The sequence below is a fragment of the Xanthomonas boreopolis genome (genome assembly GCF_046529185.1).
Taxonomy (GTDB): Bacteria; Pseudomonadota; Gammaproteobacteria; order Xanthomonadales; family Xanthomonadaceae; genus Pseudomonas_S; species Pseudomonas_S boreopolis.
In genome coordinates this window covers 787,873-813,968 of record NZ_CP097162.1, presented here as the reverse complement: position 1 = coordinate 813,968, position 26,096 = coordinate 787,873, and the positions used below count along the sequence as shown (strand labels likewise).

Below are 26,096 nucleotides of genomic sequence, written 5' to 3'. Positions count from 1 at the left end.
CAGGCTTCGCCCCGCACCCTCACCCCAACCCCTCTCCCGCACGCGGGAGAGGGGCTCGTTCTCGAGCTTTGCCGAGTCCCCAGTCGCTAAACCGAGTCCCGGCCTCTGCAGAGCGCCGGCCGTTCCCTTCTCCCGTACACGGGAGAAGGTGCCCCGCAGGGGCGGATGAGGGTACGGGCGAAGCCTCGGGCAGCTGAACTTTTGAAGGCTTCGCCCCGCACCCTCATCCCTCTCCCGCACGCGGGAGAGAGGCTCGATCTCGAACTTTGCCGAGTCCCAGTTCCCCGGCCTCCACACGCTCAACTCACAGGAGAAGACCCCAGGACCAGCGGCCCCGGCACCTTGCGCAGCTGCCGCAGCACCAATACCAACTGCCGATAACTACGCGCGAGCATGCCGTAGAACGACGACGTCTCCCGCCCACTGTGCTCGGCCACCTCGTGGTAGGCCCCTCGCCCCAGCTCGATGAAATAATCCACGCTGACCCGCCGCCGCTGCGCCAGCGCCGGGAACATTCCCGCGATCAGCAGGCACTCGTCGCCCACTCGCTGCAAGCACTCGTTGCGCCACTGCCCCGCCTGCGCATGCGCATGCAACCAGGCCAGCGCCTGCGTGTGCGACAGCAGTTCCCCCTCGCGCTGGTAGCGCAACAGCACGAACACCAGGTGCGCCTCGCGCCACTCGTCGAGCCGCTGGCCGGCGCGCTCGCCGGCCTCCTGCACCAGGGCCTGCCACAGCTCGGCCGGTGCGCCGTTCCTGAAAGCCTCGCTCATGCGATCACCTCCATCGACGAAAGACCACGCCTTCTGTTCTACATCAAACCGCGACCGCCGGCTCCCGTAAAATCGGCAAGACCGCACGGGCCCCGTGCCCTCCCTGCCATGCCTTCCGGCAACCTCCCACCAAGGACCGCGCAATGACCTTGCAATCCCTCCAGCAACAACCCGGCGTCGCCGCCCGGCCGCCTGCCGAGACCGCCGGCTTCGTCTTCAACCACACCATGCTGCGCGTGAAGGACAGCGTGAAATCGCTGGACTTCTATACCCGCGTGCTCGGTTTCCGCCTGATCGACCGGCGCGACTTCCCCGAGGCGGCGTTCAGCCTGTATTTCCTCGCCCTGCTGCCCGAGACCGTGCAGGTCCCCGAGGACGACGCGCAGCGCCGCGTGTGGATGGCCGGCATCCCCGGCGTGCTCGAGCTGACCCACAACCACGGCACCGAGCAGCAGGACGGGCCGGTCTACCACAACGGCAATTCCGATCCGCGCGGCTTCGGCCACATCTGCGTGTCGGTGCCGGACCTGCAGGCCGCCTGCGCGCGCTTCGACGCGCTGGAAGTGCCCTACCAGAAGCGCCTGAGCGACGGCCGCATGAAGAACATCGCCTTCATCAAGGATCCGGACGGCTACTGGGTAGAGATCATCTCGAACACCTCGCGCGACTGAACCCGGGCGGGCCGGTCACGCGGACCCGCGGCCCGAGGTGGTATAGGTGCTCTCCTCACGACAACGAGGAGAGCGCATGGAAACCATGGAACTGCATCGCGGGCGGCTGATCGACCACCTGCAACTGGTGGTGAGGGACCTGCCCGCCAGCCGCCGCTTCTACCAGGCGGTGTTCGACGTGATCGGCATCCCGATCGCCGGCGAGGGCGACAACTACTTCTGGGCCGACGAGCTGTTCGTCTCCAGCGCCGACAGCAAGGACGCCCAGGGCGAGCTCACCGGGCGCCATCACCTGGCCTTCCAGGCCCGCGACCGCGCCACCGTCGACGCCTTCCACAAGGCCGCGCTCGCCGCCGGCGGCCGCGACAACGGCGCGCCCGGCGAGCGCGACTACCATCCCGGCTATTACGCCGCGTTCGCGCTCGACCCGGACGGCAACAACATCGAGGTCGTGTACCACGGCCCGGCCAGTTACAGCGCCGATTCGGTGAAGGTCACGTTCTGAACCGGTGCCGCCCTGGCGCGACGAAGCCGGGCAATGCCCGGCTTCCTTCCGCGGTCCCGCGCCGGCGGTCAGTGCGCGGCCATGTAGATGTCCTGCAGGACCGCCTTCTCCAGTTCGAGCTCGCCCAACAGGTTCTTCACGATATCGCCCAGGCTGAGGATGCCGACCAGCTTGGAACCTTCGGTGACCATCAGGTGGCGGCGCCGCGAATACGTCATCAGCGACATCGCCTGCTTGAGGGTCGCCTCCGGCGCGATGCCTTCCAGGCCGGTCGAGGGCAGCGTGGAGATCACGCGCCGGCCCGCCTGCGGACCGTCCTCGGCGAGGACCCGCACGATGTCCTTCTCCGAGATGATGCCGACCGGGGCACCGTCCTTCGTCACCACCAGGGCGGCGATCCGGTTCGCGCTCATCTTGTGCGCGGCCGCACCGATCGTGTCTTCCGCGTCGATGGTGATGACGGCTTCTTTCTTCGATTGCAGGAGTTCGCGGACGTTCATTCTTGTTTCCTGATTGCAGATCACTGAAGTCAAAGAAGTGTGCTCTGCCGATACTCGCCCTGTGGGGGAAAAGATCCTTCAGCGCACGCCTGGCGTACGGGCTTGCCGCTGGCGACCATCGGCAGGCCGGGTACCGCATCGAACGGGCCGCTTGCCGGGCCGCATCCCGTTCCCGTCCGGCTCGATTCTACGACTGCCCCGGATGGCCACTACCGGCATCCGTGGGACGGTTCGTCGTGGAACCGGCAGGGATCCAGAGAATCGCACCCGCATGGAAACTACCGCTGAATGCCCATGGCGAACGACCCGGGCGCGGGCATGGGCATCAAGCGATAACGTTTTGATAACGACCGATAACGGAATGCCGAGCGCATGCTGGACTACAGCCTCAGGTGACGGGCTTCGGGCATGCATATGGGCCGGATTGGGCGCACCTAGTCAAGTTCCTCCTGTTGCGGAGCGTTGACGGGGATGGCGCGGAAGTCCGGCAACGGATTACAGCATCGTGCGGTTGAAATAGGTGGCCTTCTCGAACTCGGCGATGTTCGCCGCGATGCGAGGCACCTGCGGGAATAGTTCGGAAAGTTCGCTGACAATGACCCGAGACAGGTTCGCGCGTTGCTCGAGACTGCGCCCTTGCATGATCCAGGAGAAGACATGGACGAAATCCTCGCGCACGCCGCCGGCCGCGTGGATCGCGTAGGGATTGACTCTGATCTTGATGTCGGATTCCTCAAACAACCCGGTCGCATTGATGGTGTTGTGCAAGCGCATGATGATCTCTTCTTCGTCTTGGTGGCGAAGAAGCCCCATGGCACAGTCGACGACGAAATGAGGCATGGCGTCTCCAGCGGACAATGAGCAATCTCGTGGGCACGCGCCTCAGTCCAGCCTGCGCCACACCGAGAGCGGAATGCTGCCGTCCTCGCGCGGCGGCACTTGATAGTTCAATTCCGAACCGCGGAGCCTGTAGCGGCGCTTCTGCACCGTGCCTTCCCAGTTGGGGAAGGACGAGCCTTCGATCGAGAAAACGAGCAGCCCCTGCCTGTCGTCGACTTCCACCGTGCCGTAGTGGGTGCTGCTGCCCATCACGGCGGACCTGAGTTCGTCGGCGCTGCCATCGGCCTTGCTGTCGCTGGCGAAACGCCGGCGTTCTGACTTGAAGATCTGCAGCGAATACCGCCCCTTGGCGTCGACGACGAGCCTGCCCTTCGGGCTCTCACCGTAATCCCGGACTGTCGTGCCATCCGGCAGGATCTTGTCTGCGGCAACCAGGGTCCATGTTCCTTGCAGAGGGGATGGGGGGACCGCTTCGACGGTATCGCGTGTCGCCAGCCCGGCAAGCATCGCGATCAGCATGCCGCTCAGGTGTTTCATTGTCGCGCTCCCGGATGGAATGACCGGATGCCAGCGTAAGCCCGTTGCATGATTAACTAAACGCATCTATAGATATATCTATCATTTCAAAAACGAATTAATGCATATGAAGGCGATGGACATCGATGCGGTAAAGGCCTTCGTACTCGCGGCCGACCTGCAAAGCTTCACCCGGGCGGCCGACGTGCTGGGCATGACCCAATCCGCGATCAGCCTCAGGCTGCGCCGGCTGGAAGAACAGCTGGGTCGGCGCCTGCTGGAACGCACGCCACGGCACGTTCGCCTGTCCACCGAGGGGCTGGCCTTCCTGGGGATGGCGCGCGAACTGATTTCGACCCATGACCGCGCAGCGGCGGCCTTCGAGGTGGAGCAGCGCCGGCTGGCGATAGGCATCAACCAGCAACTGGTCGGCGGCGAATTCCCGTCGCTGCTGAGGCGCATGCGCGACCACGATCCGAATCTGCTGGTCGAGATGCGCGTGGCGGGCACGTCCGACCTGATGCAGGCGTATGAACAGGGCGAGTTGGACGCGGTGCTGGTGCTGCGACCGGACGACCGCCGCAAGCGGGGGAAGGCGGTGTTCGTCGAGTCCTTTTCGTGGTTCGCCGCAGTGGGCTGGGAACCACGCGCCGGGCAGCCATTACCGCTGGCGACTCAGGGCGAGGCGTGTCGGGTACGCGCCGCCGCAGTCGGCGCGCTCGACAAGGCGGGCATCGCATGGCGCGAGGTCTTCATCGGCAAGGGAGCCGCAATCCTGGGCGCGGCCGCCGCGGGTGGGCTGGCCGTGGCGGTAATGGCGAAACGCGCCGCGCCGTCCGGCACCCTCGACATCACAGGAAGCCTCTCGCTGCCACGCATCCCCGCGCAGGACGTGATGCTCTACAGCACGCTCAGCGACCGCCGTTCGCGGGAAGCGTTACGGGCGCTGACGCTGGCGTTCCAATGATGGACTTCGTGGCCTCAGGCGGGAGCAACCGAATCAGTGCCGAAGGCCGGCCGCCTATTCCCCAGCGCCGCCCGCCATGGGTCGTAAGCAGCCGATTGATGGCCAGGCAAGCTGCACACTGACAAGGCCTACGACATCGACCGTTGCCGCCATCACCTCAAGGAGCGGGGCATCACGCCACGCATCGCTCGCAAGGGGACCGAGCGCAACGACCGCCTGGGCGCTGTCGCTGGGTCGTGGAACGCGCTCACGCTTGGTTCGCAGGCATGGGCAAGCTGCGCATCCGATTCAAAACTCGAATCGACATCCATCTGGCGTGACTGCCGCTTGCCTGCCCGATCATCTGCCTACGACTTCTTCCTGAGTTTTGTTAGCCGCTCTTACTCCACCGTCACGCTCTTGGCCAGGTTGCGCGGCTTGTCCACGTCGGTGCCGCGCGCCAGCGCGGTGTGGTAGGCCAGCAACTGCACCGGGATGGTGTGCACGATCGGGCTGAGCAGGCCGGTGTGGCGCGGCGTGCGGATCACGTGCACGCCTTCGGACTCGCTGAAGTTGCTGTCCTGGTCGGCGAACACGAACAGCTCGCCGCCGCGCGCGCGCACTTCCTGCATGTTGCTCTTCACCTTTTCCAGCAGGCTGTCGTTCGGCGCGATCACCACCACCGGCATCGCCGCGTCCACCAGCGCCAGCGGGCCGTGCTTCAGCTCGCCGGCCGGGTAGGCCTCGGCGTGGATGTAGGAGATTTCCTTGAGCTTGAGCGCACCTTCCAGCGCGATCGGATAGTGCAGGCCGCGCCCGAGGAACAGCGCGTTGGCCTTGGAGGCGAAGCGCTCGGCCCAGACCTGGATCTGCGGCTCCAGGTTCAGCGCGTGCTGCACGCTGCCGGGCAGGAAGCGCAGTTGCTCCAGGTAGCCGGCCTCGTTGGCCTCGCTGACGCGCCCGCGCAGCTTGCCCAGCACCACCGCCAGCTGGAACAGCACCGCCAGCTGGGTCGTGAACGCCTTGGTCGAGGCCACGCCGATCTCGGCACCGGCGCGGGTGTAGCAGACCAGTTCGCTGGCGCGCGGGATCGCGCTCTCGGGCACGTTGCAGATCGACAGCGTGTGCAGGTGGCCCAGCGACTTGGCGTACTTGAGCGCCTCCATCGTGTCCAGGGTTTCGCCCGATTGCGAGATGGTGACGACCAGGTGCTTCGGGTTCGCATACGCCAGCCGGTAGCGGTATTCGCTGGCGATCTCCACGCTGCACGGCAGGTTGGCGATCGATTCGATCCAGTAGCGCGCGGTCAGGCCGGCATAGTAGCTGGTGCCGCAAGCCAGGATCTGGATGCCCTCGATGCCGGCCAGCACCTCGGCCGCGCGCTTGCCGAACAGTTCCGCCGGGAATCCGCCGGCGTCGATCGCCGCTTCCAGCGTGTCGCCCAGCGCGCGCGGCTGCTCGTGGATCTCCTTCTGCATGAAGTGGCGGTACGGGCCGAGTTCCAGCGAGGCCAGCGACACGTCCGACAGGTGCAGTTCGCGCTCGACCGGCGCATCGCCGGCGTCGAACACGCGCACGCCGGCGCGGCGGATCTCGGCGGTATCGCCTTCCTCCAGGAAGATCACCTTGCGGGTGGCCTGCACCACCGCGGAAACGTCGGAGGCGATGAAGTTCTCGCCCTCGCCCACGCCGACCAGCAGCGGGCAGCCCATGCGCGCGCAGACGATGCGGTCCGGCTCGTCCTGGCTCATCACCGCCAGCGCGTAGGCGCCCCGCAGCTGCTTGACCGTGCGCTGCAGCGCGGCCAGCAGGTCGACGCCGTCCTGGGCGAGATGGTAGTGGATCAGGTGGGCGATCACCTCGGTATCGGTCTGCGACTCGAAGGCGTAGCCGAGCGCGAGCAGCTTCTCGCGCTGCTCCTCGTGGTTCTCGATGATGCCGTTGTGGACCAGCACCACGCCGTGGCTGAGGTGCGGGTGGGCGTTGGCCTCGGTCACGCCGCCGTGGGTGGCCCAGCGGGTATGGCCGATGCCGGCCGGGGCGGCGAAGCCCTCCGCCTGGGCGGCGCCTGCCATCTCGGCCACGCGCCCGGTGCGGCGCACGCGGCGGATGCGCCCGCCGTCGATCACGGCGAGGCCGGAGGAATCGTAGCCACGGTATTCCAGGCGCTTGAGGCCCTCGATCAGGACCGGAACCACATCGCGATCTGCGATCGCGCCGACGATACCGCACATAGAGCAAGTCACCCGGAGGAAAGGCACGCATTCTAGTCGTGTCCGATCCTGTCCTGCCCGTGACGCTACCCGGACAGGTGTCCGCCGCCGGTGTCCGCGGACACCCGGACACTCCGCCCACCGCGCACAAATCCTTTCCTTTCAATCACTTGCGATTGGCACGCCGTGTGCTTAACGAAACACGACTCCCACCGGACGACGCTTCCCGATGATCCGCGACACCTCCGCCCAGGACCAGATCCTCTCCTCCCGCTCCTCGAAGGTGGCCTGGCGCCGCTGGCTCTGGCCCGCGGTGGCCGGCCTGGTCGTGCTGGCCGGCATCGGTTGGGCGGTGGCCGGCTGGAGCGCGGGCACGCGCTCGTTCGACGCCGGGCGCGTGCGCATCGCCGAGGTGAAGCGCGGCGACCTGGTCCGCGACATCGCCGCCGACGGCCGCGTGATCGCGGCCAACAGCCCGATCCTGTACGCGATCTCGGCCGGCACGGTGGACCTGAAAGTGGTCGCCGGCGACGTGGTCAAGCAGGGCCAGGAGCTGGCGGTGATCGACAGCCCCGAGCTGCGCAGCAAGCTGGCGCAGGAGCAGGCCACGCTGGCCGGCCTGGAGGCCGAGGCCAGCCGCGCCGCGCTGGACGCCACGCTCGCCAAGGCCGAGGGCCGCAAGATCATCGACCAGGCCGAGATCGACCGCCAGGCCGCCGCGCGCGACCTGGAGCGCTACCAGCGCGGCTACGACGCCGGCGCGGTGCCGCAGGTCGACCTGGCCAAGGCCCAGGACACGCTCAAGAAGACCGACATCGAGCTGCACAACGCGCAGCGCGAGGCCCGGATCAAGAGCGACAGCGGCGACCTGGACGCGCGCAACAAGCGCCTGCTCGCCGATCGCCAGCGCGCGGTGGTGAACGAGGTCCAGCGCCAGGTCGACGCGCTGACCCTGCGCGCGCCGTTCGACGGGCAGGTCGGCCAGGTCCAGGCGGTGCAGCACACCCAGGTCGCGGCCAACGCGCCGGTGCTGGGCGTGGTCGACCTGAGCAAGTTCGAGGTCGAGATCAAGGTGCCGGAAAGCTTCGCGCGCGACCTGGCGATCGGCATGCCGGCTCAGTTGACCAGCGGCAGCGGGCAGCCGTTCCCCGGCGCGATCTCGGCGGTGTCGCCGGAAGTGGTCAACGGCGAGGTCACCGCGCGCATCCGCTTCTCCGACAAGCAGCCGCCGGGCCTGCGCCAGAGCCAGCGCATGAGCGCGCGCGTGCTGATGGATACCCGCCGCAACGTGCTCAAGGTCGAGCGCGGGCCGTTCGTCGAGCAGTCCGGCGGACGTTATGCGTACGTCATGGACGGCCGCAGCGCGGTGCGCCGCCCGGTCCAGCTCGGCGCCGCCAGCCTCGGCGAGGTCGAGGTGATTTCCGGCCTGCAACCCGGCGACCGCGTCGTGGTCTCCGGCAGCGACCTGTTCGGCGATGCCGAGCGGGTGACGATCCATTGAAAGCCGGGACCCGGTCCCGGAAACGCCGAGTCCGCTCCTGCTTTTGCTTTGTCCCGAGTCCGGCTCCCGAAACACCACACATCATCCGCAGAGGAACCAACCCATGCTGCAAATGACCTCCGTCTCCAAGATCTTCCGCACCGAACAGGTCGAAACCCACGCGCTGCGCTCGCTCGACCTGCACGTGCGCGAAGGCGAGTTCGTCGCCGTCACGGGGCCGTCCGGCTCGGGCAAGACCACGTTCCTCAACATCGCCGGCCTGCTGGAGACCTTCACCAGCGGCCAGTACCTGCTCGACGGCGAGGACGTGAGCCATCTCGGCGACGACGCGCGCTCGCGGCTGCGCAACCGCAAGATCGGCTTCATCTTCCAGAGCTTCAACCTGATCCCCGACCTCAATCTGTTCGACAACGTCGACGTGCCGCTGCGCTACCGCGGCATGTCCGCGTCCGAGCGCAAGCAGCGCATCGAGGAGTCGCTGGGCAAGGTCGGGCTCGGCTCGCGCATGAAGCACTACCCGGCCGAGCTGTCCGGCGGCCAGCAGCAGCGCGCGGCGATCGCGCGCGCCCTGGCCGGCAGCCCGCGCCTGCTGCTCGCCGACGAACCGACCGGCAACCTGGACTCGCAGATGGCGCGCGGCGTGATGGAACTGCTGGAAGAGATCAACTCGCAGGGCACCACCATCGTGATGGTCACCCACGATCCGGAGCTGGCCGCGCGCGCGCAGCGCAATGTCCACATCGTCGACGGCCAGGCCACCGACCTGGAACGCGAGGCCGTGCTGCTGCGCCCGCGCCCGGTGCCGTCCGTTTCCGCCACGGGTGCCTGAGGAGGCCGCCATGCTCGGCTACTACGCCAATCTCGCCTTGCGCAGCTTCCGGCGCAACAAGGTCCTGACCGCGCTGATGGTGCTGGCGATCGCGCTCGGCATCGGCGCGTCGATGACCACGCTGACGGTGTTCCACGTGCTCTCGGGCGACCCGATCCCGTCCAAGAGCGATCGCCTGTTCAACGTGCAGCTCGACCCGCAGCCGATCGCCAACTACCACGAGGGCGAGGAGCCGGAAAGCCAGCTCACCCGCTACGACGCCGAGGCGTTGCTGCGCGAGAAGCGCGCCTTCCGCCAGACCATCACCACCGGCGGCTTCGGCGCGATCGAACCGGAGGGCAGCACCCTCAAGCCGTTCCAGCTGATGCTGCGCTTCGCCACCGCCGATTTCTTCCCGATGTTCGAGGTGCCGATGCTGCATGGCCGCGGCTGGAGCAGCGCGGACGACGAGGCGCGCGCGCGCGTGGTGGTCATCTCGCGCAAGCTCAGCGAGAAGCTGTTCGGCACGCCCGACGGCACCGGGCGGACCGTGCGCATCGAGAAGAACGCCTACCGCGTGGTCGGGGTCATGGACGAGTGGCGGCCGAGCCCGCGCTTCTACGACCTGTTCAACGGCCAGTACGGCGAGACCGAGCAGGTGATCGTGCCGTTCTCCACCGCGATGGACGTCAAGCTGTCCCGCCGCGGCAACATGAACTGCTTCTCCGCCGACGGCACGCCCAGCACCGACGGCACCGCGCTGGAAGCCAGCTGCACCTGGCTACAGTACTGGGTCGAGCTGAAGGACGCTTCGCAGGCGGCCGACTACAAGGCCTACCTCGACAACTACTCGGCCCAGCAACGCCAGGCAGGCCGCTACCAGCGGCCGCCCAACACCCGTCTGCGCGACGTGATGACGCTGCTGGAGTACCGCAAGGTCGTGCCGGGCGACGTGCGCCTGCAGATGTGGCTGGCGATGAGCTTCCTGGCGGTGTGCCTGATCAACAGCGTCGGCCTGCTGCTGGCCAAGTTCCTGCGCCGCAGCAGCGAGATCGGCGTGCGCCGCGCGCTCGGCGCCAGCCGCCGCGACATCTTCGTGCAATGCCTAGTCGAGGCCGTCGGCGTCGGCACCGTGGGAGGCCTGCTCGGCCTGGGCCTGGCCCTGGCCGGCCTGGCCGCGGTACGGCGGCAGCCGGTGGACTACGCCTCGCTGGCGCACCTGGACCTGCCGATGCTGCTGACCGCCATCGCGTTGACCCTGTTCGCCAGCATGCTCGCCGGCCTGCTGCCCGCCTGGCGCGCGATGCAGGTCGCGCCCGCCCTGCAACTCAAGAGCCAGTAGCGCAGAGCCCGCTCTGCCCAGGAGATTCCCATGGACATCCGTCCCGTTCTTTCCGCGCTGTCGCGCCACAAGACCGCCGCCGCGCTGATCGTCGTCGAGATCGCGTTGACCTGCGCCATCATCTGCAACGCGATGTTCCTGATCAGCCAGCGCATCGACAAGCTCAGCGAACCCAGTGGCCTCGTCGAGGACCAGGTGCTGGAGATCAGCCTCGCCGGCATCGGCGAGCAGGCCGACAAGGATGCGCGCACGGCCGAGGACCTGGCCGCGCTGCGCGCCATCCCCGGCGTGACCGACGCCGTCGTCGGCAACCAGGTGCCGTTCTTCGACAATTCCAACAACACCGGGCTCGGGCTGGTGCCCAACCAGGCCAACAACACCGTCAATGCGGCCCAGTACCAGGGCGACACGCTGGTGAAGACGCTCGGCCTGCGCCTGGTCGCCGGCCGCGATTTCCTTCCCGACGAGATCCTGCTCGGCAGCGCGGTCAACAAGATGCTGGCCGAGCATCCGGAGAAGGTGTCCTCGGCGGTGATCGTCACCCAGTCGCTGGCACGCAAGCTGTTCCCCGACGGCCCCGCGATCGGCAAGACGATCTACACCGGCAACATCCCGCTGACCATCGTCGGCGTGGTGGAGACGCTGGCGCGCCCGAACATCTGGGGCGCCGATTCCGGCAAGGGCGACTCGATCATCCTGCCGGTCCGCCTGCCTTATACGGAGGGCTTCTACTTCCTGCGCGTGGCCGATCCGGGCCGCCGCCAGGAACTGCTGAAGGCCGCGGTGGACACGCTGACGCGGCTGGATCCCAATCGCCTGGTGCTGCGCCAGCGTACCTACGAGGAGATCCGGGGCGAGTATTTCCGAAACGACCGCGCCATGGTCGGGCTGATGATCGTGGTCTGCGTGTCGCTGATGGTGGTGACCGCGCTCGGCATCGTCGGGCTGGCCAGCTTCTGGGTGCAGCAGCGCACCAAGCAGATCGGCATCCGCCGCGCGCTCGGAGCCACCCGCGGCCAGGTGCTGCGCTACTTCCAGACCGAGAACTTCCTGTTGGCGAGCATCGGCATCGTGCTCGGCATGCTGCTGGCCTATTCGCTCAACCAGATGCTGATGGGCCGATACGAGCTGCCGCGCCTGCCGTTGGCCTACCTGCCGGTCGGCGCGGTGCTGCTGTGGCTGCTCGGCCAGATCTCGGTGCTCGGCCCCGCGCGCCGCGCCGCGGCGGTCCCCCCCGCCGTCGCCACGCGCGGCGCCTGAGGCCGGAGAGCAGGCATGTTCACCTACTACCTGAAACTCGCGCTGCGCAGCTTCCGCCGTAACCGCATCCTCACCACGCTGATGGTGCTGGCGATCGCGCTCGGCATCGGCACGTCGATGACCACGTTGACGGTGTTCCACGTGCTGTCGGGCGACCCGATCCCGGGCAAGAGCGACCGTCTGTTCTACCCGCAGATGGATCCGCGCCCGCTGGCCGGCTATCGCCCCGGCGACGAACCGGCGCTGCAACTGACCCGGCTGGATGCGGAAACGCTGCTGCGCGAGAAGCGCGGCAAGCGTCAGGCGATGATGTCCGGCGGCGGCCTGGCGATCGAGCCGGAAGCGGCCGGCACGCCCCCGTTCACGGCGCGCGCCCGCTATACCTCGGCCGATTTCTTCCCGATGTTCGAGGTGCCGTTCGCACATGGCAACCCATGGACCACGGACGACGACCAGGCGCGCGCGCGCGTGGCGGTGATCAGCCAGTCGCTGGCGGACAAGCTGTACGGGGCGGCCGATCCGGTCGGCCGCATGCTCAAGGTGAACGGCACCGGCCTGCGCATCGTCGGCGTGCTGGGCGACTGGACTCCCAACCCGCGCTTCTACGACCTCACCAACCAGCAGTATGGCGACGTGGAAGAGGTGTTCGTGCCGTTCTCCACCTCGCGCGACCTGCGCCTGAGTACCAGTGGCAATCTCGATTGCTGGGACGATGCGGATTCGAGCGACCCGGACGGCAACTATGGCCTGCATGCCAACTGCAGCTGGATCCAGTACTGGGTGGAGCTGGATTCGCCCGCGCAGGCGACGGACTACCGCAACTACCTCGCCAACTACGCCGCCCAGCAGCATGCCAGCGGCCGGTTCCAGCGTCCCGCCAACACGGCGCTGCACGACGTAATGGGTTGGCTGGACCACAACCAGGTGGTGCCCACGGACGTACGCCTGCAGCTGTGGCTGGCATTGGGTTTCCTGGGCATCTGCCTGCTCAATACAGTGGGACTGATGCTGGCCAAGTTCCTGCGCCGCAGCGGCGAGATCGGCGTCCGTCGCGCCCTGGGCGCGGCACGCCGGGACATCCTGTTCCAATGCCTGGTCGAAGCCTCGATGGTCGGCCTGGCCGGCGGCATCCTCGGCCTGGTCCTGGCATGGATAGGCCTGTGGCTGGTGCGCAGGCAACCCACCGACTACGGCGCGCTGGTGCACATGGACCTGTCGATGCTGGGGACCACCTTCGTCCTGGCCATCGCCAGCAGCCTGGCGGCCGGGTTGCTGCCGGCGCTGCGGGCAATGCAGATCGCGCCGGCGCTGCAACTCAAGTCGCAATGAGCCCGGGTGGCCTTCGCCGCGCAAGCGACGGCGCAGGCCCCGTTCCATCCACCGCCATCCACCCAAGGGACGCACAGGTATACCGCCATGGACATCCGCCCCATCGTCTCATCCCTGAGCCGGCACAAGCTCGCCGCACTGCTGATCGTGCTCGAGATCGCGGCCAGCTGCGCGATCGTCTGCAACGCGCTGTTCCTGATCGGCGACCGCATCGGTCACATGCAACGCCCTTCCGGCACCAACGAAGCGCATCTGGTAGCGCTGAAGGTCAACGCAGTCAACCGCGACGGCGACGCCATGGCCATCACCCGCGCCGATCTGGAGGCGCTGCGGTCGCTGCCGGGCGTGCGTGCGGCCACGATCATCAATCAGGTCCCGTTCGGCAACTCGATGTGGAACAGCGGCGTGAAGCTTGACGCGAACCAGGAGGAAAGCACGCTGGTCTCCACCAACTACATGGTCGGCCGGGATGGATTGCGCACGCTGGGACTGCAACTGATCGCCGGACGCGATTTCAACGCCAGCGAGTACTCCGACCTGAACCAGGGCAACGACGACGCGCTTTCGTTCCCCGCGGTCATCCTCAGCCAGCCCCTGGCCCAGCACCTGTTCCCGGACGGCCAGGCCATAGGCAAGGCGATCTACGTCTTCGGCGACACGCCGCACCGGATCGTCGGCGTGGTCGCGCGCATGACGCAGCCTCGCGACAGTCGCAAGACCGGCAACTACGAAGAGTCGATGATCTTTCCCGGCATGCCCGACTACGACAGTGGCGTCTACCTGCTCGACGTCGCCGACCCCGGCCAGCGCGAGGCCGTGCTGGCGGCGGCCAAGAAGACGCTGATGGCGCAGGGCCCGCTGCGCATCGTGTCGTCGCGGACGAGCACCACCCTGCAGGAACTGCGCGAGCGCTACTACCGCAACGACCGCGCCATGGCCTGGCTGCTGGTCGGCGTATCGGGCCTGCTGCTGTTGATCACCGCGCTGGGCATCGTCGGCCTGGCCAGCTTCTGGGTGCAGCAGCGCACCAAGCAGATCGGCATCCGCCGCGCGCTCGGCGCCACCCGGCAGCAGATCCTGCGCTACTTCCAGACCGAGAACTTCCTGCTTGCCGGCATCGGCATCGTGCTCGGCATGCTGCTCGCCTACTCGCTCAACCTGCTGCTGATGGACCGCTACGAGCTGCCGCGCCTGCCGTTGGCGTACTTGCCGATCGGCGCGCTGCTGCTGTGGCTGCTCGGCCAGCTCGCCGTGCTGTGGCCCGCGCGCCGTGCCGCGGCGATCCCGCCGGCGGTGGCCACGCGCAGCGCCTAGCCAACCTCATGGCTCGCAGGAGCGGCGTCACCGCTAGGTTCCATCGCGACGATCCCCGCTCCCACAATGAACGAACGTCCCGCCCCCGAGACGAAGACAGCACAACCATGAACAACCGCCGGGCCACCCTGTTCTCCGCCATGTTCCTGCTCTGCTGCCCGGCCTGGGCCGAGCAAGCCGCCGCCGGCACCGCCGCGAACGACCTCTCGTCCACCATCGCCCGCCTGGACGGCGAAGTCTTCGACGCCTTCAACCATTGCGCCGAACCGGGGCAGTTGGAGAAGCATGCCAGCTATTTCGATCCCGCCGTCGAGTTCTACCACGACACCGGCGGCGTGACCTGGACCCGGGAAGCCATGCTCGCCAATACCCGCCAATACGTGTGCGGCCATTACGTCCGCGAGCTGATTCCCGGCACCTTGAAGGTTTATCCGATACGCGACTTCGGCGCGATCTCTCAGGGCGAACACCGCTTCTGCGGTATGGCCAGCGGCAAGTGCGAAGGTCTGGCCGATTTCGTGATGGTCTGGCAGCTGCGCGACGGACGCTGGACGATCACTCGCGTGCTCAGCTACGGCCATCGCTCCATCACGGCCAGCAAGCCGTTACGATGATGTCCCGCCCGCGCTGACCCGCCATGTCCCAGGTCCTGATCATCGACGACAACGCCGCCGTGGCCACGGCGCTGGAAGTGCTGTTCTCGCTGCACGACATCGAAAGCCAGTACGCAGACAGCCCGCAGGCCGGGTTGGCGCTGCTGGACGCGCAGCCGTTCGACCTGGTGATCCAGGACATGAACTTCACCGCCGACACCACCTCCGGCGAGGAGGGCCAGGCGCTGTTCGCGCAGATCCGCCGGCGCCACCCGGACCTGCCGGTGATCCTGCTCACCGCGTGGACCCACCTGGACAGCGCGGTCGAGCTGGTCAAGGCCGGGGCCGCCGACTACATCGCCAAGCCGTGGGACGACACCAAGCTGCTGGCGACGGTGAACAACCTGCTGGAGCTGTCCGAGGCGCGGCGCGAGCTCGATCGCCGCCGCAACCGCGAGGAGCGCAGCCGGCAGCAACTGGCCGAGCGCTACGACCTGCGCGGCGCGGTGTTCGCCGACCCGGCCAGCGAGCGCGCGATCGCCCTGGCCTGCCAGGTCGCGCGTTCCGAGCTGCCGGTGCTGATCACCGGCCCCAATGGCGCCGGCAAGGAGAAGATCGCCGAGATCATCCAGGCCAATTCGTCGGTCAAGCGCGGTCCGTTCGTCGCGCTGAACTGCGGCGCCATCCCCGCCGAGCTGATCGAAGCCGAGCTGTTCGGCGCCGAGGCGGGCGCCTATACCGGCGCCAACAAGGCACGCGAGGGCAAGTTCGAGGCCGCCGACGGCGGCACCTTGTTCCTCGACGAGATCGGCAACCTGTCGCTGGCCGGGCAGATGAAGCTGCTGCGCGTGCTGGAGACCGGCCGGTTCGAGCGGCTCGGCTCCAACCGCGAGCGCCAGGTCAAGGTGCGCGTGATCAGCGCCACCAACGCCGACCTCACCGCGATGATCCGCGAAGGCACGTTCCGCGAGGACCTCTATTACCGCCTCAACACCGTGGAGATCGCCGTGCCGGCGCTGGCCGAGCGGCCTGGCGACATCCTGCCGCTCGCCGAGCATTTCCTCGGCGGCGACAGGCCGCTTTCGCTGCAGGCGCGCGCCGCCTTGCAGCGCCATGGCTGGCCCGGCAACGTGCGCGAGCTGCGCAACGTGATGCAGCGCGCCAGCCTGCTCGCCACCGGCGAGCGCATCGAGGCCGACGATCTCAACCTGCCCCGTCCGGCCCTGGTACGCCCGGCCGTCAATGCCGAGGAACCCGACCGCGAGCGCATCGAAGCGGCCCTGGCGCGCGCGCGCGGCGTCATCGCCCAGGCCGCCGCCGAGCTCGGCCTGAGCCGCCAGGCGCTGTACCGGCGCATGGACCGGTACGGCATCAAATCGCCGTGATGGGAATGCGCGTCCGCTCCTTCACCCTGCACCTGTTCCTCAGGCTGCTGCCGGTGCTCGGCCTGGCGGCGGCGATGCCGTGGCTGCTGGCCTATTGGCTGGATCGCGGCTGGGAAGTCGCCTCGATCTCGGCGGTGGTCCTGCTCGGCCTGATGTGGTGGGTGCTGCGGCGCGCCACCGCGCCGATGCGCTCGCTGTTCCGCGCGCTCGCCGGCACCACCAGCAGCTATCGCGACGGCGAATACAACTTCGGCGTGCACTGGCATGGCGACGACGAACTCGGCCAGCTGGTGCAGGCGCATGCCGACCTGGGCGAGGTGTTGCGCCAGCAGCGCCAGAACCTGGTGCAGCGCGAGCTGATGCTGGATGCGATGGTACAGAACACGCCGGTCGCGATGCTGCTGGTCGCCGCGGGCGGCGACGGCATCCGCCGCGTCACCTTCTCCAATCTCGCCGCGCGCAAGCTCCTGCAGGGCGGCCGCCGGCTGGAGGGCGAGCGCATCGACCAGTTGCTCGAGCAGATGCCCGAGGAACTGCGCCAGGCGCTCGCGCGGGGCGGCGACAGCCTGTTCGCGGTGCGCGAGCCGGACGGCGACGAGGACGACGAGCAGGTGTTCCACCTCGCCCGCCGCAGCTTCCACCTCAACGGGCGCGAGCACGAGCTGTTGTTGATCCGCACCCTCACCGCCGAGCTGCGGCGGCAGGAAGTGCAGACCTGGAAGAAGGTGATCCGCGTGATCAGCCACGAGCTCAACAACTCGCTGGCCCCGATCGCCTCGCTGGCGCATTCCGGCAACGAACTGGTCAAGCGGCAGAAGACCGAACGCCTGGGCGAGGTGTTCGGCACCATCGAGGAGCGCGCCCGCCACCTGGAGGGCTTCATCCGCGGCTACGCGCGCTTCGCCAAGCTGCCGCAACCGCAGCTGCAGGAGATCGACTGGGCCGGCTTCCTGGCGCGGCTGCACCAGCACATCCCGTTCCACCTGCGCGAGGACGCCGGCGACATCCGCAGCCGCATCGACGTGGTGCAGATGGAGCAGGCCCTGTTGAACCTGCTCAAGAACGCCCACGAGGCCTGCGCCGAGGCCACGCCGCCGAACGAGGACGTGGAACTGCGCCTGACCCGCCTGCCGCAATGGCTGCGAATCGAGGTGCTCGACCGCGGCAACGGCATGAACGAGGCGGTGCTGCAGAACGCGCTGATGCCGTTCTACTCGACCAAGCGCAACGGCACCGGCCTCGGCCTGGCCCTTACGCGCGAGATCGTCGAAGCCCATGGCGGGCGCATCGCCCTGCAGAACCGCCAGGACGGCGGCCTGTGCGTGACGCTGCTGCTGCCGGCCTAGCGGGCCCGGCGCGTCAGAGCGGGCGCCACATCGCCACGCGCAGGTGCATCGGGAAGCCGAGCGCGGCCTCCTCCGCCATCACCCGGCGCAGGCCCGGCCCCCACTGCCCGGAAGGCAGCGGCCGGAAACCCTCGCTGGCGTAGAACGGGGCATTCCACGGCACGTCGGCAAGCGTGGTCAGCAGCGCCTCGCGGTACCCTTGCGTCCTCGCCCGTGCCAAGGCATGCCGCAGCAGCCTTCGCCCGTGTCCCTGGCGGCCATGGCCGGGATCGACATCCATCTGCAGCACGTGGAAGGCGCCGTCGAGCTCGCCGCCCAGCAGGTAGCCGACCGCTTCGCCCCGGGCTTCCACCCGCCACAACTGGCCGCGTGCGAGGCCGGCCCGGAGGCTGGCCAGGTCCAGGCAATGCCCGGCGAACACCGCATGGGCCTCGTGGCCCCGGAGCAGCTCGCCGGCGCGCCGCTCGATCGCGAGCAGCGCGTCCAGCTCGTCGGCCCGCGCGAGCCGCGGCTCAGGACTTCTTGCTGGGACGCTGCCAGCCATCGACGGTCTGCTGGCGCGCGCGCGCCACGGTCAGCTTGCCTGCCGGGGCACTGCGCGTGAGCACCGTGCCGGCGCCCAGCGTCGCGCCCTCGCCCACCTCGACCGGCGCCACCAGCGACGAATTGGAGCCGATGAACGCGTTGTCGCCGATCGTGGTCCGCGACTTGTTCACGCCATCGTAATTGCAGGTGATCGTGCCGGCCCCGATGTTGACCTTGCTGCCGACCACCGCATCGCCGAGATAGGTCAGGTGGTTGGCCTTGCTGCCCACGCCCAGCACGACCTTCTTGGTCTCCACGAAATTGCCGACGTGCACGCCGTCGGCCAGCACCGTGCCCGGGCGCAGCCGCGCGAACGGGCCGATCAGCGCGGCGCCCTCGGTCGTCACGCCCTCCAGGTCGCAGTGCGCGCGCACCTCGGTGCCCGGACCGAGTTTGACGTCCTTCAAGCGCGTGAACGGCCCGACGCTGACGCCGTCGGCCAGTTCCACCTCGCCTTCGAAGATCACGTCGACGTCGATGCGCACGTCGCGTCCCACCGTCACACGGCCGCGCTGGTCCACCCGCGCCGGGTCGGCCATGTGCGCGCCGGCCTGGCACAGCGCGCGCGCGGCGCGCAGCTGCCAGGCGCGCTCCAGCTGGGCGAGCTGCCAGGGATCGTTGGCGCCTTCCACTTCCTGCGGGTCGTCCACGTGCACCAGCTCGGCCGGGGTGAACTCGGCCGCGGCGCTGGCGAAGATGTCGGTCAGGTAGTACTCGCCCTGCGCGTTGTCGTTGGACAGGGCCGAGAGCCAGCGCGCCAGTGCCGTGGAATCGACCGCGACGATGCCGGTGTTGACGGTGCGGATGCGGCGCTGTTCCTCGTCCGCGTCCTTCTGCTCGACGATCGCCGCGACCTTGCCCTCCAGGTCGCGCACGATGCGCCCGTAGCCGGTCGGGTCGGCCAGGTCCGCCACCAGCACCGCGATCCGTCCCGGCGCCTGCAGCAGGCGCCGCAACGTCTCGGCCCGGATCAACGGCACGTCGCCGTAGAGCACCAGCACCGTCGCCGTGTCGGGCACGCCCGGCATCGCCTGTCGCACGGCATGGCCGGTGCCGAGCTGCCGCGATTGCTCGGCCCAGACCAGATCCGGCTGGTCGGCGAAGGCCGCGCGCACCTGCTCGCCGCCATGGCCGTAGACCACGTGGATGCCCGCCGGCTGCAGCTCGCGCGCGGTGTCGATCACGTGCGCCAGCATCGGCTTGCCGGCCAGCGGCTGCAGCACCTTCGGCAGCGCGGACTTCATGCGCTTGCCTTCGCCGGCGGCCAGGATGATCACGTGCAGGGGCAGGCTCATGTGCGGCGTTTCTCCATGGATTGCTGCGGATTCTACGGTTTCGCGGTTAGCATGGCGTCCCTCGCCTGGAACGCATCGCATGAAACTGCTCCGCCAGGGCGGCCAGTTCATCCTCGTCGGACTGCTGCAATTGCTGCTCGACTGGGCCGTGTTCGTCGCCGCCACGGCGCTGGGCATGCCGGTGGCCGGCGGCAACCTGCTCGGCCGCGTCAGCGGGGCCATGCTCGGGTTCTGGCTCAACGGGCGCTACACCTTCGCCGAAGCGGACGGCGCCCGGCTCGGCTGGCAGCGCCTGCAGCGCTTCGCCCTGGTGTGGATCGCGCTCACCGCGGTCAGCACCTGGCTGCTCTCGGTGACCACCCATTCGCTTGGCCTGCAATGGGCCTGGCTGGCCAAGCCGTTGGTCGAAGGCGCGCTGGCCGTGGTCTCGTTCTTCCTCAACCGGCATCTGGTCTATCGCTGAAGGCCGCGCCCGCCAGCGCCGCGGTCATTGGCAGAAATCGCCAAGGCTGCGGCCCAGCGCGACACGATGCACGTCGTCGAGCCGCCTCTGCCGAGCGTACGCCGCCGCCTCCCGGGCGACGGCCGAGGCGCAGTCGGGCCTGGCCCGCAGCGACGCGCTCCGTGCCAGCGCATCGAGCAGTTCGCCTTGCAGCCGGTCCAGGCGGGCGCGCAGCGCCGCCAGGTCCGGCCGGGGCCGATCGGGGGCATGGCCCATCCGATGCCAGCGTTCCAGCAACTGGTACTGCACCAGCTTGTTGGCCTCGATCTGCGCGGCGAAGAAGCGTGCGGCCGGTTCGGGCTCCAGCCCGTGCGCCGGCGCCTGCTCGCGTACGCTTTGCAGCACCGCCGCCTCGCGCGCGGCGTCCAGCACCGGCTTGCCGCTGTCCCATTTGCTCAACGCGACCTGGTCGCCGATCGCATTGCGCTCGGCCAACCGCTCCAGCAACGGCAAAAGCGCCGTGGGCGCATCGCGCGCCTGCCCGCAACCGGACAGCCCCAGGCCAAGCGCCAGCAAGGCCAGCGCGGCGATCTTGCGCGATGGCGGGAAATGCACGTTCATGGCGTCGATCTCCGGGAACGGGGGATGCCGCGGGTGCGGCGACGCGCCATCTTGCCCCGCCTGCTCGCCGCTCCGCCTGCACCGTGCGTTGCCGCGTTGTGCGAACGCTCAGCGAACGCCGGCGCCCTGAACGACGATGCCGGCGCAAGGCCGGCATCGCGACAACCGTTTCGCCCGCGAACGGGCGCCTGGCGGGTGCTCAGTGCTTGAGCGTGCGGCGCAGGCGCTCCAGCGCCTGCAGCTGGACCACGGCCTCGGCCAGCTTGGCCTGGGCTTCGGCCACGTCCATCGCCTCGCCGCGATTGGCCAGGATGCGCTCGGCTTCTTCCTTGGCCTTGCGCACCGCGGCCTCGTCGATGTCCTCGGCGCGGATGGCGGTATCGGCCAGCACGGTCACCACCTGCGGCTGCACCTCGAGGATGCCGCCGGAGATCGCGAAATCCAGCTGCTCGCCGCTGGCGGTGGTGACGACCACCTTGCCCGGCTTCAGTCGCGTGATCAGCGGCGCGTGCTTGGGCGCGATGCCCAGCTCGCCCAGCTCGCCGGTGGCCACGACCAGGGTCGCCTCGCCGTGGAAGATCTCCTGCTCGGCGCTGACGATGTCGCAACGGATGGTGCTCATGTGTCCCTCACTGCGTTCGGAACGTGATTCGTGATTCGGGATTCGTGATTGGCGAAAGCCAAAGACCTCGCCACCCCAAGAACACCGCTCCTACGAATCACGAATCACAAATCCCGAATCCCGGCTGTTAGGCCTTCTCGGCCATCTTCTTGGCCTTCTCGACGGCCTCGTCGATCGTGCCGACCATGTAGAACGCCTGCTCCGGCAGGTGGTCGTACTCGCCGTCCACGATGCCCTTGAAGCCGCGGATGGTTTCCTTCAGCGGCACGTACTTGCCCGGCGAGCCGGTGAAGACTTCGGCCACGTGGAACGGCTGGCTGAAGAAGCGCTCGATCTTGCGCGCGCGCGACACGGCCAGCTTGTCCTCCTCGGACAGCTCGTCCATGCCCAGGATCGCGATGATGTCCTTCAGCTCCTTGTACTTCTGCAGGGTCTGCTGGACGCGCTGGGCGGTGTTGTAGTGCTCCTCGCCGATCACCAGCGGGTCCATCTGGCGGCTGGTGGAGTCCAGCGGGTCCACCGCCGGGTAGATGCCCAGCGAGGCGATCGAGCGCGACAGGGTCACGGTCGAGTCCAGGTGCGCGAAGGTGGTCGCCGGCGACGGGTCGGTCAGGTCGTCCGCGGGCACGTACACGGCCTGGATCGAGGTGATCGAACCGGTCTTGGTCGAGGTGATGCGCTCCTGCAGCACGCCCATTTCCTCGGCCAGGGTCGGCTGGTAGCCCACCGCCGACGGCATGCGGCCCAGCAGCGCCGAAACCTCGGTACCGGCCAGCGTGTAGCGGTAGATGTTGTCGACGAAGAACAGCACGTCGCGGCCCTTGCCGCTGGCGTCCTTCTCGTCGCGGAAGTACTCGGCCATGGTCAGGCCGGTCAGCGCGACGCGCAGGCGGTTGCCCGGCGGCTCGTTCATCTGGCCGTAGACCATCGCCACCTTGGAGTCCTTCGGGACCTCCAGGTTGACGACGCCGGACTCGGCCATCTCGTGGTAGAAGTCGTTGCCCTCGCGGGTACGCTCGCCCACGCCGGCGAACACCGACAGGCCCGAGTGCGCCTTGGCGATGTTGTTGATCAGCTCCATCATGTTGACGGTCTTGCCGACGCCGGCGCCGCCGAACAGGCCGACCTTGCCGCCCTTGGCGAACGGGCACATCAGGTCGATCACCTTGATGCCGGTCTCCAGCAGCTCGGTGGCCGAGGCCTGCTCGTCGAAGCTCGGGGCGTCGCGGTGGATTTCCCACGTGGTGCTGGCATCGATCGGGCCGGCTTCGTCGATCGGGTTGCCGAGCACGTCCATGATGCGGCCCAGGGTGCCGGCGCCGACCGGCACGGCGATGGCCTTGCCGGTATTGGTGGCGACCAGGCCGCGCTTCAGGCCGTCGGTCGAGCCCAGGGCGATCGCGCGCACCACGCCGTCGCCGAGCTGCTGCTGGACTTCCAGGGTGATGGCGGTGTTCTCGACCTTCAGCGCGTCGTACACCTTCGGCACTTCACCGCGGGGGAATTCGACGTCGACGACCGCGCCGATGATCTGAACGATCTTGCCCTGACTCATTGATGGATCCTCTAGATGAATACTTGACTGCGCGCCTTAGACAGCGGCGGCGCCGCCGACGATTTCGGAAATTTCTTGCGTGATCGCGGCCTGGCGGGCCTTGTTGTAGACCAGCTGCAGGGTGCCGATCAGCTTGCTGGCGTTGTCGCTGGCCGCCTTCATCGCGACCATGCGCGCGGCATGCTCGGAAGCCACGTTCTCCAGCACCGCCTGGTACACCAGCGACTCGATGTAGCGCGTCATCACGTGCTCCAGCACGGTCGCGGCATCGGGCTCGTACAGGTAGTCCCAGTCGTGGTGGGCCACCTTCGCCTCCGACGCAGGCAGCGGCAGCAGCTGGTCGAAGCTGGCCTTCTGCGTCATCGTGTTCACGAAGTGGTTGTAGACCAGGTAGACGCGGTCGACGCGGCCCTCGGTGAACGCGTCCAGCATCACCTTGATCACGCCGATCAGCTGCTCCACGTGCGGCGTGTCGCCCAGGTGGGTGACGCTGCCGACCATGTTGACCTTGATGCGGCGGAAGAAGGTCGAGGCCTTCTGGCCGATGGTCACCACGTCGACCTCGGCGCCCTTGTCCTGCCACTGGCGCACTTCGCCGAGCATCTTGCGGAACAGGTTGTTGTTCAGCCCGCCGGCCAGGCCGCGGTCGGAGGAGACCACGATGTAGCCGACGCGCTTGACCTGCTCGCGCGCCACCAGGAAGGGATGCTGGTAGTCGGTGCTGGCCTGGGCCAGGTGGCCGATCACCTGCTTCATCGCCTGCGCGTACGGGCGCGAGGTCTTCATCCGGTCCTGGGCCTTGCGGATCTTGGAGGCCGAGACCATTTCGAGCGCGCGCGTCACCTTGCGGGTGTTCTGCACGCTCTTGATCTTGGTTTTGATTTCGCGTCCGCCTGCCATACTCGCTTCGCTCGCCGTGATTAGTGATTCGTGATACGTGATTCGTGGTGGAATCCGCCAGGCAAGCGCCTTTGCGAATCACCAATCACGAATCACGAATCACGCTGGGTTACCAGCTGCCGGTGGTCTTGAACTCTTCGATGCCCTTCTTGAAGGCGGCCTCGATCTCGTTGTCCCACGCGCCGGTGGCGTTGATCTTCTCGATCAGCGCGCCCTGGGTATTGGCGAAGTGGGCGTGCAGGCCTTCCTCGAACGCCAGCACCTTGCCCACCGGCACGTCGTCCAGGTAGCCCTCGTTGACGGCGTAGATCGACAGCGCCTGGTTGGCGATCGACATCGGCGCGTACTGCTTCTGCTTCATCAACTCGGTGACGCGCTGGCCGCGCTCGAGCTGCTTGCGGGTGGCTTCGTCCAGGTCCGAGGCGAACTGCGCGAAGGCCGCCAGCTCGCGGTACTGGGCCAGCGAGATGCGGATGCCGCCCGACAGCTTCTTGATGATCTTGGTCTGGGCCGAACCGCCGACGCGCGACACCGAGATGCCGGCGTTCACGGCCGGGCGGATGCCGGCGTTGAACAGGTCGGTTTCCAGGAAGATCTGGCCGTCGGTGATCGAGATCACGTTGGTCGGCACGAACGCGGACACGTCGCCGGCCTGGGTCTCGATGATCGGCAGCGCGGTCAGCGAACCGGTCTTGCCCTTCACCTCGCCGTTGGTGAACTTCTCCACGTACTCGGCCGACACGCGCGCGGCGCGCTCCAGCAGGCGCGAGTGCAGGTAGAACACGTCGCCCGGGTAGGCTTCGCGGCCCGGCGGGCGCTTCAGCAGCAGCGAGATCTGGCGGTAGGCCACGGCCTGCTTGGACAGGTCGTCGTAGACGATCAGCGCGTCTTCGCCGCGGTCCATGAAGTACTCGCCCATGGTGCAGCCGGCGTAGGCGCTGATGTACTGCATCGCGGCAGACTCGGACGCGGTCGCGGCGACCACGATGGTGTGGGCCAGCGCGCCGTTCTCCTCGAGCTTGCGCACGATGTTCGCCACGGTCGAGGCCTTCTGGCCGATCGCGACGTACACGCACTTGATGCCGGTGCCCTTCTGGTTGATCACCGCGTCGATCGCCATCGCGGTCTTGCCGGTCTGGCGGTCGCCGATGATCAGCTCGCGCTGGCCGCGGCCGATCGGGATCATCGCGTCGACCGACTTGTAGCCGGTCTGCACCGGCTGGTCGACCGACTTGCGCCAGATCACGCCCGGCGCGACGCGCTCGACCGGCGCGGTCAGCTTGGCGCCCAGCGGGCCCTTGCCGTCGATCGGCTCGCCCAGCGCGTTGACCACGCGCCCCAGCAGCTCCGGGCCGACCGGGACTTCCAGGATGCGGCCGGTGGTCTTGGCCACGTCGCCCTCGCGCAGGTGCTCGTAGTCGCCCAGCACCACGGCGCCGACCGAGTCGCGCTCCAGGTTCAGCGCCAGCGCGAACGTGTTGTCCGGCAGTTCGATCATTTCGCCCTGCATCACGTCGGCCAGGCCGAAGATGCGCACGATGCCGTCGGACACGCTGGTCACGATGCCTTCGTTGCGGGATTCAGCGGACAGCTTGACCTGCTCGATGCGGGTCTTGATCAGTTCGCTGATTTCGGAGGGGTTGAGCGTGGTTGCCATCGTTCAGTCCTAGGTGCCGGCCGCCAGGGCCGTGCGTTCAAGTGAATTCAGTTCGCGAGCGAGTTCTGCAGGCGCGCCAGCTTGCCCTTGAGCGAGCCGTCGATCACCACGTCGCCCGCGTCGATCACCGCGCCGCCGATCAGCGAGGCATCGACCGCGGTGGTGACTTCCACCTCGCGGCCGAAGCGCTTCTTCAGCGCCGCGACGATCTTGTCCAGTTCGGCCTGCGACAGTTCGCCGGCCGAAGTCACGGTGGCCTTGACCACGCGCTCGGCCTCGGCGCGCAGCTGGTCGTACAGCCCGGCGACCTCCGGCAGCAGCGCCAGGCGCCCGGCTTGCGCCAGCACGCCGAGGAAGCGGACGAACGACTCGCCGGCCGCTTCCGGGGCCAGCAACGCGATCGCCTGCGACCGGTCGAGCTCCGGGTTCGCCAGCAGCCCGGCCACGCGCGGGTCGGCGGCGACCTGCGCGGAGAAGCGCAGCGCCTGCGACCATGCGGCCAAGCCGCCCTCGCCGCGCGCGACCGCGAAGGCGGCGCGCGCGTAGGGACGGGCAAGGGTCAAAGCCTGGCTCATCG

26 protein-coding genes and 1 pseudogene are annotated in these 26,096 nt (G+C 68.1%); 14 read left to right on the top strand and 13 right to left on the bottom strand.

Annotated elements, in window-relative coordinates:
• Positions 1 to 299 precede the first annotated feature (299 nt).
• Positions 300 to 773: a hypothetical protein gene (locus tag M3M27_RS03725; protein ID WP_140727136.1), complete on the bottom strand. Its 474-nt coding sequence runs from the start codon at positions 771 to 773 to the stop codon at positions 300 to 302.
• A 143-nt stretch (positions 774 to 916) separates the two neighbouring features.
• Here M3M27_RS03725 and gloA point away from each other — a divergent pair, with 143 nt between their 5' ends.
• Positions 917 to 1,444 carry a lactoylglutathione lyase gene (gene gloA, locus M3M27_RS03720; protein ID WP_434027191.1) on the top strand — a complete coding sequence of 176 codons (528 nt, stop codon included), beginning with the start codon at positions 917 to 919 and terminating at the stop codon, positions 1,442 to 1,444.
• A 76-nt stretch (positions 1,445 to 1,520) separates the two neighbouring features.
• Entirely contained in the window at positions 1,521 to 1,949 is a 429-nt protein-coding gene (locus tag M3M27_RS03715) for a VOC family protein (RefSeq protein ID WP_140727142.1), read from the top strand.
• A 68-nt stretch (positions 1,950 to 2,017) separates the two neighbouring features.
• On the opposite strand, the gene M3M27_RS03710 is transcribed toward M3M27_RS03715, so the two are convergent.
• From M3M27_RS03710 to M3M27_RS03700, 3 genes are all read right to left on the bottom strand, one after another.
• Positions 2,018 to 2,449, bottom strand: a complete 432-nt coding sequence (locus M3M27_RS03710) for a CBS domain-containing protein (RefSeq protein WP_140727147.1) — start codon at positions 2,447 to 2,449, stop codon at positions 2,018 to 2,020.
• A gap of 495 nt (positions 2,450 to 2,944) precedes the next feature.
• Entirely contained in the window at positions 2,945 to 3,289 is a 345-nt protein-coding gene (locus M3M27_RS03705; protein WP_434027190.1) for a 5-carboxymethyl-2-hydroxymuconate Delta-isomerase, read from the bottom strand.
• 42 nt (positions 3,290 to 3,331) lie between these two features.
• On the bottom strand, positions 3,332 to 3,826 hold the full coding sequence (locus tag M3M27_RS03700; protein ID WP_140727154.1) for a lipocalin-like domain-containing protein: 495 nt from the start codon (positions 3,824 to 3,826) through the stop codon (positions 3,332 to 3,334).
• Positions 3,827 to 3,932: 106 nt separating this feature from the next.
• Between M3M27_RS03700 and M3M27_RS03695 the strand changes: the two genes are divergently transcribed.
• Both M3M27_RS03695 and M3M27_RS03690 read left to right on the top strand, forming a co-directional pair.
• Entirely contained in the window at positions 3,933 to 4,772 is an 840-nt protein-coding gene (locus M3M27_RS03695) for a LysR family transcriptional regulator (protein WP_140727157.1), read from the top strand.
• Positions 4,773 to 4,874: 102 nt separating this feature from the next.
• Positions 4,875 to 5,089 (top strand): annotated as a pseudogene (locus M3M27_RS03690) (IS5/IS1182 family transposase); the annotation flags it as partial.
• 63 nt (positions 5,090 to 5,152) lie between these two features.
• Here M3M27_RS03690 and glmS read toward each other — a convergent pair.
• Positions 5,153 to 6,985 carry a glutamine--fructose-6-phosphate transaminase (isomerizing) gene (gene glmS, locus M3M27_RS03685; RefSeq protein ID WP_434027189.1) on the bottom strand — a complete coding sequence of 611 codons (1,833 nt, stop codon included), beginning with the start codon at positions 6,983 to 6,985 and terminating at the stop codon, positions 5,153 to 5,155.
• Positions 6,986 to 7,193: 208 nt separating this feature from the next.
• On the opposite strand from glmS, the gene M3M27_RS03680 reads away from it, so the two are divergent.
• The 9 genes from M3M27_RS03680 to M3M27_RS03640 all read left to right on the top strand — a co-directional run bounded on the left by M3M27_RS03680 (position 7,194) and on the right by M3M27_RS03640 (position 17,842).
• The gene (locus M3M27_RS03680; protein WP_140727163.1) at positions 7,194 to 8,465 is read left to right on the top strand and encodes an efflux RND transporter periplasmic adaptor subunit; all 1,272 of its coding nucleotides are present in this window, start codon (positions 7,194 to 7,196) and stop codon (positions 8,463 to 8,465) included.
• 103 nt (positions 8,466 to 8,568) lie between these two features.
• Positions 8,569 to 9,294 (top strand): ABC transporter ATP-binding protein, encoded by a 726-nt coding sequence (locus M3M27_RS03675; RefSeq protein WP_140727166.1) that lies wholly within the window; start codon positions 8,569 to 8,571, stop codon positions 9,292 to 9,294.
• Between the two features lie 10 nt (positions 9,295 to 9,304).
• Positions 9,305 to 10,615 (top strand): ABC transporter permease, encoded by a 1,311-nt coding sequence (locus M3M27_RS03670; protein ID WP_140727171.1) that lies wholly within the window; start codon positions 9,305 to 9,307, stop codon positions 10,613 to 10,615.
• Between the two features lie 30 nt (positions 10,616 to 10,645).
• On the top strand, positions 10,646 to 11,875 hold the full coding sequence (locus M3M27_RS03665; protein WP_434027188.1) for an ABC transporter permease: 1,230 nt from the start codon (positions 10,646 to 10,648) through the stop codon (positions 11,873 to 11,875).
• Between the two features lie 15 nt (positions 11,876 to 11,890).
• Positions 11,891 to 13,204 carry an ABC transporter permease gene (locus M3M27_RS03660; RefSeq protein WP_434027187.1) on the top strand — a complete coding sequence of 438 codons (1,314 nt, stop codon included), beginning with the start codon at positions 11,891 to 11,893 and terminating at the stop codon, positions 13,202 to 13,204.
• An 87-nt stretch (positions 13,205 to 13,291) separates the two neighbouring features.
• A complete protein-coding gene (locus M3M27_RS03655) occupies positions 13,292 to 14,518 on the top strand; it encodes an ABC transporter permease (RefSeq protein WP_434027186.1) in 1,227 nt (408 codons plus the stop codon).
• 107 nt (positions 14,519 to 14,625) lie between these two features.
• A complete protein-coding gene (locus M3M27_RS03650) occupies positions 14,626 to 15,132 on the top strand; it encodes a nuclear transport factor 2 family protein (RefSeq protein WP_434027185.1) in 507 nt (168 codons plus the stop codon).
• A 23-nt stretch (positions 15,133 to 15,155) separates the two neighbouring features.
• The gene (locus tag M3M27_RS03645; protein ID WP_434027184.1) at positions 15,156 to 16,496 is read left to right on the top strand and encodes a sigma-54-dependent transcriptional regulator; all 1,341 of its coding nucleotides are present in this window, start codon (positions 15,156 to 15,158) and stop codon (positions 16,494 to 16,496) included.
• A gap of 5 nt (positions 16,497 to 16,501) precedes the next feature.
• Positions 16,502 to 17,842 carry a sensor histidine kinase gene (locus M3M27_RS03640; protein WP_140727194.1) on the top strand — a complete coding sequence of 447 codons (1,341 nt, stop codon included), beginning with the start codon at positions 16,502 to 16,504 and terminating at the stop codon, positions 17,840 to 17,842.
• Positions 17,843 to 17,855: 13 nt separating this feature from the next.
• Here M3M27_RS03640 and M3M27_RS03635 read toward each other — a convergent pair whose 3' ends face one another.
• Together M3M27_RS03635 and glmU are read right to left on the bottom strand one after the other, a co-directional pair.
• Complete coding sequence (locus M3M27_RS03635; protein WP_434027183.1) at positions 17,856 to 18,386, bottom strand: GNAT family N-acetyltransferase; 531 nt, start codon at positions 18,384 to 18,386, stop codon at positions 17,856 to 17,858.
• On the bottom strand, positions 18,355 to 19,722 hold the full coding sequence (gene glmU / locus M3M27_RS03630) for a bifunctional UDP-N-acetylglucosamine diphosphorylase/glucosamine-1-phosphate N-acetyltransferase GlmU (RefSeq protein ID WP_434027181.1): 1,368 nt from the start codon (positions 19,720 to 19,722) through the stop codon (positions 18,355 to 18,357). The genes M3M27_RS03635 and glmU overlap by 32 nt, the downstream gene beginning before the upstream one ends.
• A gap of 79 nt (positions 19,723 to 19,801) precedes the next feature.
• Here glmU and M3M27_RS03625 point away from each other — a divergent pair, with 79 nt between their 5' ends.
• On the top strand, positions 19,802 to 20,185 hold the full coding sequence (locus M3M27_RS03625; protein WP_434027180.1) for a GtrA family protein: 384 nt from the start codon (positions 19,802 to 19,804) through the stop codon (positions 20,183 to 20,185).
• A 24-nt stretch (positions 20,186 to 20,209) separates the two neighbouring features.
• Here the strand turns inward: M3M27_RS03625 and M3M27_RS03620 are convergent, their stop codons facing one another.
• The 6 genes from M3M27_RS03620 to M3M27_RS03595 form a co-directional block, all read right to left on the bottom strand.
• A complete protein-coding gene (locus tag M3M27_RS03620; protein WP_140727207.1) occupies positions 20,210 to 20,785 on the bottom strand; it encodes a chorismate mutase in 576 nt (191 codons plus the stop codon).
• A 199-nt stretch (positions 20,786 to 20,984) separates the two neighbouring features.
• Positions 20,985 to 21,407, bottom strand: coding sequence for a F0F1 ATP synthase subunit epsilon (locus M3M27_RS03615; RefSeq protein ID WP_140727212.1), 423 nt, complete (start codon positions 21,405 to 21,407; stop codon positions 20,985 to 20,987).
• Positions 21,408 to 21,534: 127 nt separating this feature from the next.
• Complete coding sequence (gene atpD / locus M3M27_RS03610; RefSeq protein ID WP_434027179.1) at positions 21,535 to 22,962, bottom strand: F0F1 ATP synthase subunit beta; 1,428 nt, start codon at positions 22,960 to 22,962, stop codon at positions 21,535 to 21,537.
• A 36-nt stretch (positions 22,963 to 22,998) separates the two neighbouring features.
• Positions 22,999 to 23,862 (bottom strand): F0F1 ATP synthase subunit gamma, encoded by an 864-nt coding sequence (gene atpG / locus M3M27_RS03605; protein WP_434027178.1) that lies wholly within the window; start codon positions 23,860 to 23,862, stop codon positions 22,999 to 23,001.
• 109 nt (positions 23,863 to 23,971) lie between these two features.
• Positions 23,972 to 25,519, bottom strand: coding sequence for a F0F1 ATP synthase subunit alpha (atpA, locus tag M3M27_RS03600; protein WP_140727221.1), 1,548 nt, complete (start codon positions 25,517 to 25,519; stop codon positions 23,972 to 23,974).
• A gap of 47 nt (positions 25,520 to 25,566) precedes the next feature.
• Positions 25,567 to 26,094 carry a F0F1 ATP synthase subunit delta gene (locus tag M3M27_RS03595; protein WP_434027176.1) on the bottom strand — a complete coding sequence of 176 codons (528 nt, stop codon included), beginning with the start codon at positions 26,092 to 26,094 and terminating at the stop codon, positions 25,567 to 25,569.
• Positions 26,095 to 26,096 lie beyond the last annotated feature (2 nt).